The organism is Neobacillus drentensis, from assembly GCF_036966985.1.
GTDB classification, from domain to species: domain Bacteria; phylum Bacillota; class Bacilli; order Bacillales; family Cytobacillaceae; genus Neobacillus; species Neobacillus drentensis_E.
On sequence record NZ_JBALSN010000387.1, the window covers coordinates 1 to 8670 of the forward strand.

The 8670-nt window shown below is 38.3% G+C and carries 10 protein-coding genes and 1 pseudogene; 2 read left to right on the top strand and 9 right to left on the bottom strand.

Translation table 11 applies throughout. From position 1 onward, the window contains the following. Positions 1–69: 69 nt before the first annotated feature. Positions 70–621 carry a GNAT family N-acetyltransferase gene (locus V7659_RS22805; protein ID WP_335542471.1) on the top strand — a complete coding sequence of 184 codons (552 nt, stop codon included), beginning with the start codon at positions 70–72 and terminating at the stop codon, positions 619–621. Positions 622–634: 13 nt separating this feature from the next. On the opposite strand, the gene V7659_RS22810 is transcribed toward V7659_RS22805, so the two are convergent. From V7659_RS22810 to V7659_RS22830, 5 genes and pseudogenes are all read right to left on the bottom strand, one after another. Further along, the gene (locus V7659_RS22810) at positions 635–835 is read right to left on the bottom strand and encodes a hypothetical protein (RefSeq protein ID WP_335542472.1); all 201 of its coding nucleotides are present in this window, start codon (positions 833–835) and stop codon (positions 635–637) included. A gap of 93 nt (positions 836–928) precedes the next feature. Next, positions 929–1471, bottom strand: a complete 543-nt coding sequence (locus V7659_RS22815; protein ID WP_335542473.1) for an outer spore coat protein CotE — start codon at positions 1469–1471, stop codon at positions 929–931. 239 nt (positions 1472–1710) lie between these two features. After that, positions 1711–2166, bottom strand: coding sequence for a RicAFT regulatory complex protein RicA family protein (locus V7659_RS22820; protein WP_144549129.1), 456 nt, complete (start codon positions 2164–2166; stop codon positions 1711–1713). A gap of 1 nt (position 2167) precedes the next feature. Continuing rightward, on the bottom strand, positions 2168–3712 hold the full coding sequence (miaB, locus tag V7659_RS22825) for a tRNA (N6-isopentenyl adenosine(37)-C2)-methylthiotransferase MiaB (RefSeq protein WP_144549126.1): 1545 nt from the start codon (positions 3710–3712) through the stop codon (positions 2168–2170). A 185-nt stretch (positions 3713–3897) separates the two neighbouring features. Next, positions 3898–4242: pseudogene (locus tag V7659_RS22830) on the bottom strand (2-oxoacid:ferredoxin oxidoreductase subunit beta); the annotation flags it as partial. On the opposite strand from V7659_RS22830, the gene V7659_RS22835 reads away from it, so the two are divergent. Beyond that, positions 4184–4588 carry a hypothetical protein gene (locus V7659_RS22835; protein ID WP_335542474.1) on the top strand — a complete coding sequence of 135 codons (405 nt, stop codon included), beginning with the start codon at positions 4184–4186 and terminating at the stop codon, positions 4586–4588. The pseudogene V7659_RS22830 and the gene V7659_RS22835 overlap by 59 nt on opposite strands. A gap of 61 nt (positions 4589–4649) precedes the next feature. Here V7659_RS22835 and qoxD read toward each other — a convergent pair whose 3' ends face one another. The 4 genes from qoxD to qoxA are packed head-to-tail and all read right to left on the bottom strand — an operon-like array spanning position 4650 to position 8491. After that, positions 4650–4943, bottom strand: coding sequence for a cytochrome aa3 quinol oxidase subunit IV (qoxD, locus tag V7659_RS22840; protein ID WP_335542475.1), 294 nt, complete (start codon positions 4941–4943; stop codon positions 4650–4652). Then, positions 4944–5549 (bottom strand): cytochrome aa3 quinol oxidase subunit III, encoded by a 606-nt coding sequence (gene qoxC, locus V7659_RS22845; protein ID WP_144549964.1) that lies wholly within the window; start codon positions 5547–5549, stop codon positions 4944–4946. Beyond that, positions 5539–7515 carry a cytochrome aa3 quinol oxidase subunit I gene (qoxB, locus tag V7659_RS22850; RefSeq protein ID WP_335542476.1) on the bottom strand — a complete coding sequence of 659 codons (1977 nt, stop codon included), beginning with the start codon at positions 7513–7515 and terminating at the stop codon, positions 5539–5541. Before qoxB ends, qoxC begins: the two co-directional genes overlap by 11 nt. Further along, positions 7505–8491, bottom strand: coding sequence for a cytochrome aa3 quinol oxidase subunit II (qoxA, locus tag V7659_RS22855; protein ID WP_335542477.1), 987 nt, complete (start codon positions 8489–8491; stop codon positions 7505–7507). Before qoxA ends, qoxB begins: the two co-directional genes overlap by 11 nt. Between the last annotated feature and the right edge of the window lie 179 nt (positions 8492–8670).

Here is an 8670-nt window from a genome sequence, read left to right on the forward strand (position 1 = left end):
AATTAGTATAAAGATTTAGAATTCATATGGAAATTCGAAAGCACTAAGGGCTAATAGAAAGGATTTGCTATGACTTTTCCCATTTTAGAAACCAAAAGACTTAAATTAATTGAAATAACCCATCAGCATGTTGACTACATATACGATATATTATCCTTAGAAGAAGTGACAAGGTTTTATGGGACTAATCGTTTTACTCTTCCCGTTGAAGCATCAAGATTAATTGACATGTTTCATAAGAATTTTGTGGATAAGCGCGGGATCCGTTGGGGAATTAAATTAAAAGAAAATCAGCGTTTCATCGGTACGTTGGGGCTTAATGGTTTACATTTAAAAAATAAGCGTGCAGAGATTGGCTACGAACTCCATCCAGCTTATTGGAGAAGAGGACTGAGCTCCGAGGCAATAAATGAAGTGATCCGTTTTAGCTTTCAACAATTAGATTTATATCGTATTGGTGCCGTTGTCTACCCGGAAAACGAAGCATCGATCAATTTACTAATGAAGATTGGTTTCAAAAAGGAAGGAATCCTTCGTGGCTATATTAATCAAAATGAGCAATTTCATGATACGTACGTCCTATCATTATTAAAACCAGAATGGATAGAAAGCCAGGGTTAACCTCCTGGCTTTCTTATTCCTCAAAATAATCCTTAACCTTTTTAGGGTTTTTCACTACTGTATCATTATAATACGGATTACATTCCGTAGCATCTTGTGGATCAAGATTGGTTTTGATCACTAGCATTGGTGAGGGTGAACTTTCAGCGATTATTCGGTCATTTAATTGGTTAAAATCAGGCATATTTTTATTTCCCGGCTGTCTAGGGTCCATTCTAACACCTCCTAATCTTAGCTTGCTAATTTAGGCTTTAATAATTCCCCCGAAAAAGAAAAAAACTAGGAAGTAAAAACCTCCTAGTTACTTTTATTCTTCTTCTGAACCGACTAAGAAATCTGGATTTAGCTCTTCGAATTCTTCGTCATCTACGTCCATACCCCAATCATCGTCGTCTTTGCATCCCTCTGAGCTGACACGAACACAAACCTTTGTCTCGCCAATCACCTCGACAAGGAACTCTCTTTCAACATGGACGATGATACGATTGCCATTCGGGGAAATGACCGCTTCAACACAATTTGGCTGTTGCAGCACTCGAGCACAAATTTCATTGTCATCGAGGCAATCATGGTCGCGATACTTTAACTTAATGACATCTGTATATTGGACACGTTCTGTGACAACTTCTGTTTTGGTATTGTCATTAAACGAATACCAAACATTGATATCGTAAGAGCCATGTATCTCTACAGTCTTGCCAACCTTTTTCGCATTGTATTTATGGTTGATGATCCAACAGCCAAGTATACTTGTTGGACTATGCGCCGGGCTAATCGTATGATTGGACTGGGTGAATTTACGTCCTTTCGCTACTACGGCCTTGGTAATTATCTCTCTATATTCTCCCATTTCGCGCGAACCCTCCTCATTCATTTTCATTTCATCGTATGCAAGATATAAGACTAGTGTGAAATTTATTTTGTTGAGTACTGGATAAAAGTTTAGTCATAGTTCATTTTATGCGGGAGTTATAGGTGTGTGCCTTGTATGCATGTACTTAAAAATGAAGAGTAATAAGATTCTGGTCAGTGGGGAAAATAAATGTAAGAAAAAAATAAAGCCAGGCTATAGTAAGCCTGGCTGAAGTCTTAATGTTCGTGATCGCAATCGTCGTGGCCTTCACAAGATCCGCCGCCATTTTGCATGCTTGAACCCGTTTCTCCTAATAATACATCGCCGCCCGTTGAAATGATGATTTCATCGGTAACCGTATTTGAAATGGTTGAAGCAATAATTTGAAGCAATTCATTTACATCTAATTGTGATTGTTTGAACTCCTGTACAACAGGAATTTCATCTAATTCTTGCTCAATCGAAGCAATTTTATCTTCCACCTTTTTTAAGGCTTCAGGTTTACCATAATGCTGAAGATTTACAGCTTGCTTTTGTAATCCTTTAATATCCGAAATTAAAGTGTGAACTTTTTTGTTTTCATTTAACTGTGCTTCTGCTCGTTTAAAGAAGTCAACCTCTTCTGTTTCTGCAATCATTCGAGCTAAGTCTGTTGCACGTGCAACGATATCATCTTTTGTATATTTCGCCACTTTACTTCACCTCTGCTGGTTCGAATTTCTCTACCATTTCTCCGTTTAATGACCATGTTTTTGCTTCTGTTATTTTAACCTTTACAATTTTTCCAATCGCTGATTTTGGAGCAACAAAGTTAACAAGCTTATTCCTAGACGTATATCCTGCTAGGACATCAGGATTGTTCTTACTTTCCCCTTCAACAAGGACATCGACGATTTGGCCTTCATGTTTTTTCATCGCTTCTAAGGAAAGCTCATTCACAAGGGCATTTAACCGCTGTAAGCGTGCTTTCTTCACTTCCATCGGAACGTTATCCTCCATTTTTGCTGCTGGAGTACCTTCACGTGGAGAATAAATAAAGGTATATGCTAATTCATAACCGACTTCACGGTATAGTGACATTGTTTCTTCAAACTGCTCATCCGTTTCATTCGGGTAACCTACAATAATATCTGTGGTTAACGCAACATTAGGAATGGCCGCTTTAATCTTTCTTACTAGTTCTAAATATTGTTCTCTAGTATACTTACGTGCCATAATTTTTAATACATCAGTAGAACCTGATTGGACTGGTAAATGGATATGGTCCATTAAATTGCCGCCTTTAGCAAGCACATTAATTAAACGATCATCAAAGTCACGTGGATGGCTTGTTGTGAAGCGAATTCTCGGAATATCAATTTTTCTTAATTCATCCATCAGTTCACCAAGACCATAGGAACCATCTTCTAAATCTTTACCATAGGCATTTACATTTTGACCAAGCAAGGTAACCTCTTGGTAACCCTGTGCAGCAAGATGGCGCACTTCCTGAATAATTTCTTCTGGCCTGCGGCTTCTTTCTTTCCCACGGGTGAATGGTACGATACAGTACGTACAGAATTTATCGCAGCCATACATGATGTTAACCCAAGCTTTAATATTCCCACGACGGACTTTTGGAAGGTTTTCAATTACATCTCCTTCTTTAGACCATACTTCAACAACCATCTCTTTTGACATGTATGCCTCATTCAAGATATGTGGTAAACGGTGAATATTATGGGTACCAAAAATCATATCAACCTGGTGGTAGGTTTTTAGAATTTTGTTAACAACAGATTCTTCTTGTGACATACATCCACAAACACCTAAAAGCAAGTCAGGCTTTTCTAATTTTAATGACTTTAAATGACCTAGTTCACCAAACACTTTATTTTCAGCATTTTCCCTAATTGCACATGTATTTAATAAAATGACATTTGCATCTTCAGTGCTGTCAGTGGGTTCATAGCCTAAAGCTAAAAATATTCCTGCCATAACTTCCGTATCATGCTCATTCATTTGACACCCATAGGTACGGATATAAAACTTTCTACCCTCGCCCATTCCACGAAATTTCTCTGGAATCGCAAAGTCATTATGGTACTTTACTTCTTCTTTTCCACGTTTTTTAGCATCTTTCAAAGACGGTGCAGTAATTACTTGTTCAAAGTACTTGCTGTAATCCTTGGCGGATTTTTTGTCCGAAGAATTAACAGACTCGACTTGCGTACCTTCTAAACGTTGTTTTTCATTCATTTGTTCAAATGCCCCTTTCTTCCTTTTTTAAAATTTCAGCTATTTAATATCTTTAAAGTTATCATCTGTGCAAATTTGTAAGGAACTCCAGACATAGTCCACACATTATTATAGTATAAAGGTTAACGGACTTGAAAACAATAGAAAATCCCGTGGGCAGAAGCCCCGGGATTTTCTATTTATCCTTATATAAATTCTGAAACTAATTTATCAAAATAATTTTGATCCAAGTTAAGGTCTGCTTTTGATAAAGGTGTTTCTGAGTAGCCAGTGACCAATTCTTGATAAGACTTACGCTCAGTGTTTTGATAAATAAGTCCTGTTACAAGACCATTATGCTTCATTAATGTCTGCATGGCCTCTTCGCGATTTGAAGGGTCATAACCTTCGACATCACTAAGCTTAGTTAGATTTTCTTTAAACCAATCATATGTGTTTACCTTATTATAAGTAACACATGGACTGAATACATTGATTAAAGAAAATCCTTTGTGTTTAATTCCTGCTTCGATTAATGCTGTTAAATCTTCAAATCATTATTTTACCGGTGTTCCCATCACTGCAGGTGGGGGATTGTTAACACTGCTAACACTGTTTCAAGGTAAGATGCCAGAGATTATCCTGCCTATTGCTTTTTTTATCATCTGTTACTTAATGGTGAGCACGATAAAAATCCCAAGCTTGAAAGATGTTCCACTGCCGAAATATGGAATTATCGTCACGCTTTTCCTAGGGTACGCGATATACCTTGTCTTCAAAAAAGAACAGTATCGCTTCCCATATTTCATCTATGTCGCAATCCCGCTTTACATAGCTTTTATCATCTTCCAATTAGTAAGAAGAAAGAGAAAAAATAACGGAGGAATAAAAAAATAGATACAAAAAAGGGTGTCAGGCACCATGTGAATTCTTCACATGGTGCCTGACACCTATTTGTTTACATTCCGAAAGACATAACCCAGATTGATCCCGCTACGGTTACGAAGGCGATGAAGAATCCGTAAGCGACGTTGATGATTTGGGATTTGCCGTCTTCACCTTCGTTCATGTGCATGAACATGTATAATTGAAGGGCAGCTTGGACGACAGCTAATGAACCAATGATCCAGAGTATGGTTTTAAAAGGAAGATTGGTTTTTAGTGCCACACCAAGTGCTGCAAAAGTTAGTAATAATGACATAATAAAACCTAAAACATGTGTAAGTGGAAATCCTTTTGTATTTTTAGCCATTTATGCCACCATCCTTGCTAAATACACAAATGTGAAAATAAATATCCAGACAACATCTAAAAAGTGCCAATATAGCCCGATGATAAACGTTTTACGAGCAGTAACAGGTGTTAATCCTCGTTTTAATATTTGGATAATCACCATAGTCGCCCAGCCAATCCCCATGCTCACGTGCAGTCCATGTGTACCAAGTAATACAAAGAAGCTAGATAAGAAAGCACTTGTTTGCATGGTTGCTCCTTCGTGAACATAATGGATAAATTCTGTGATCTCCATGAACACGAAGCCAGCACCTAGGAGAAGGGTAATGATGAACCATAACAATAATCCATTCCGGTTATGTCGGCGCATCTCATATATGGCAAGTCCGCAAGTAAAACTACTAGTTAACAAGAGGATCGTTTCGACCATAACATCTTTTATTTCAAAAAGGTCCTTTGGAGTTGGACCGCCAGCATATCTCGCACTCAGGACAGAAAACACAGCAAAGAGAGTACCAAAGAGGACAATCTCTGCTCCTAAGAAAATCCAGAAACCGAGAATATTCATTCGGTTCTGTTCGGTTTGATATTCGAGTGGTAAGGCAGTATTGACATTAGCTGACATGGCTGTTCCCCCCTTTATCGACGTTACGCCATGCTTTTTCCGTCTCTTTTATTTCGTCAACATGAACATGGAAACCATCGTTGTAATCGAATGAACGAATAATTAACCCAATAAGGATTCCTACAGTGGCTACAAGAGCCGCAATTTTCCATTCAAAGACTAGTAAGAACCCAGCAATGCCAAAGATTACACCCATATAGATTGGTAAGCCGGAGTTACTTGGCATATGGATTTCTTTAATTTCTTCGTCTTTCAATGTTAAACCTTCGTTATTCTTTTTCATATACCAGAAGCTATCGACTGATTTCACTTCAGGTAGTTTTGCAAAATTATAGAATGGAGGCGGTGAAGCAGTTGCCCACTCTAGTGTTCTTGCATCCCATGGATCGTTTGAAATATTACGGTCTGCATAGCGTGCACTCCAATAAATGTTATAGCAAAGTGCGCCAAAGCCGATCGCTAAGATAACTGCGCCTATAGTAGATACTAGGAATAATGGTGCATAGCCTGATTCAGCTGAATAAGTGTACGAACGACGCACCGCACCATCTAATCCTAGGAAGAACATCGGCATAAACGTTAAGTTAAATCCAATTGTAAAGAACCAAAAATGTATTTTACCAATTTTCTCATTAAGCATATGGCCGAACATTTTTGGCCACCAGTAATAAAGTCCAGCAAATACCGCAAACACAACACCAGGAATTAACACATAGTGGAAGTGAGCGACAAGGAATAGGGTGTTGTGGTATTGATAATCAGCCGCACCCATGGCAAGCATAACCCCAGTTACACCACCAATAATAAAGCAAGGAATGAACGCAAGCGCCCAAAGCATCGCTGTTGTAAACTGGATTCTACCTTTTCTCATTGTAAATAACCAGTTAAACATTTTGACCCCCGTTGGAATGGCGATCATCATAGTCGTAATAGAGAAAACAGAGTTTACTCCTGGTCCAGCCCCCATTGTAAAGAAGTGGTGAACCCAGACTAGCATACTTAAAAACGCAATTCCCACGATGGAGAATACCATTGATTTGTACCCGAACAGCATTTTTCTGGAAAAGGTTGAAATAACCTCAGAAAACATCCCAAAAGCAGGAAGGACCACGATATATACTTCAGGGTGCCCCCATAACCAGAAAAGGTTAGCCCACATCATATCCATACCGCCACCTGCTAAGGTGAAGAAGTGAGTTCCAAAGATCCGGTCAAATGTCATTAATGCAAGGGCAACCGTGAAAATTGGGAATGAAGCAACAATAATCACTGACGCAATGAATGAAGTCCAAGTAAACATTGGCATTCTCATCAGTGTCATGCCTTTTGTTCTCATTTTTAAGATAGTGACAATAAAATTAATCCCCGTCATCAGGGTACCAATCCCAGCAATTTGCAAGGCAATGGCGTAATAGTTATTCCCAATTCCAGGGGTAAATTCTTTACCAGCAAGAGGGAAGTAAGCTGTCCAACCAGCATCAGGAGAACCACCGACAACAAACGAAATATTAAACAGCATCGCACCACTAAAGAACAGCCAGAAGCTTAACGCATTAAGTTGTGGGAATGCGACGTCACGAGCACCGATTTGCAGCGGAATTACCACGTTCATTAAGCCAATTAATAATGGCATTGCTGCAAACAAAATCATTATGACACCGTGTGTAGTAAAAATTTCATTGTAATGCTGTGCATCTAAAAATTTCATCTCTGGACGTGAGGTCTGAGCCTTCATTAAAAGGCCGTCCACACCGCCACGGAAAAACATCAAGACACCAGAAAGGATGTACATAATCCCAATCCGTTTATGATCAACGGTTGTTAACCATTCTCTCCATAGCCATTTCCATTTCTTTAAATAGGTAACTCCAGCCACAATTCCGATCATTGTTAAGAGAATAGCAATCTGGGAACCTAGTATTAATGGATTGCCGACAATAAAAAAGTCATGCCAATTAATGTTCATTGTGCTCACCTCCATCTGATTTTTCACTCTTGTCCATACTTTCCATACCTTCCATGTCCATAGAATGACTATTTGTTTCTTTCTCTTTAAAAATCTTTCCTTTTACGCCATGTACTTCGTACAATTCAGGATTTGTATAAGTTTTAGAATTCATATCGGCATGGTTTACCCAGGCAAGATGAGTTCCAATAAATGTTTCACGTCCTAAGTGTGTCGGTTTAAGAAGTTGATTGTATTTCTTTTCTGTTAACTTAGGAGCTGTGTCTTTAACTTCTTTTACCCATTTTTCAAAGGCTTGTGGGGATTTCGCTTCAACGGTAAATTCCATTTCAGCATAGCCCTTACCGTTAAAGTTTGTATTTCTTCCTAAAAATTCACCAGGTTTGTCGGCAGTAAGGTACAGCTCAGTCTCCATCTTGTTCATGGTATACTTTTGGCCGCCTAAAGCAGGAACCCAGAAAGACTGCATTGTACCTGCAGAAGTTAACTTAAACTGTACAGGTGTGCCGGCAGGAATATTCACGTAGTTCACGGTTTCAATCCCTTGTTCAGGGTAGCTAAAGATCCATTTCCAATCGGCAGAAGTCACATTAATGGTAATTGGTTTTTTATTTTCATATCCAGCAGGTACTTTTTCTAGCTTATAGATTGTTTTAACAGTAGGAATCGTTAAAGCAATGACAATAAGAATAGGAATGACTGTCCATATTATTTCTAATTTTGTACTGCCATGTTCTTCAGGTGGCTCGTAATCTGCATTTTCAGGTTTAGCACGATATTTCCAAATGATATATCCAAATAAACCAAATACAACGACAACCACTAACAGCATAAAAATAAGTGACCAGTTAATTAAATCTAGAATGTCACGAGCGGCAGGCCCTTTTGGATCAAAGACGACCATATTCGTACATCCGCTTAAAAGCAAAGTTGGTACTAAAGCTAGCAGTGGGATTAAGTAGCTTTTTTTAAACATGAATTTTTCTCCCCTCCAAAATGTTCACTTTTACGATTATAATCGTGAAACCTTTCACAAACAAGACTGAATTACTTCTTTTTTTGCTCCAATGTAGTAATTGAGCCTAAATTAAATTAGTTATTATTTAATAGTAATTAGTCTGTTAGTATTTTCTAAACCTATATTAACAATAATGC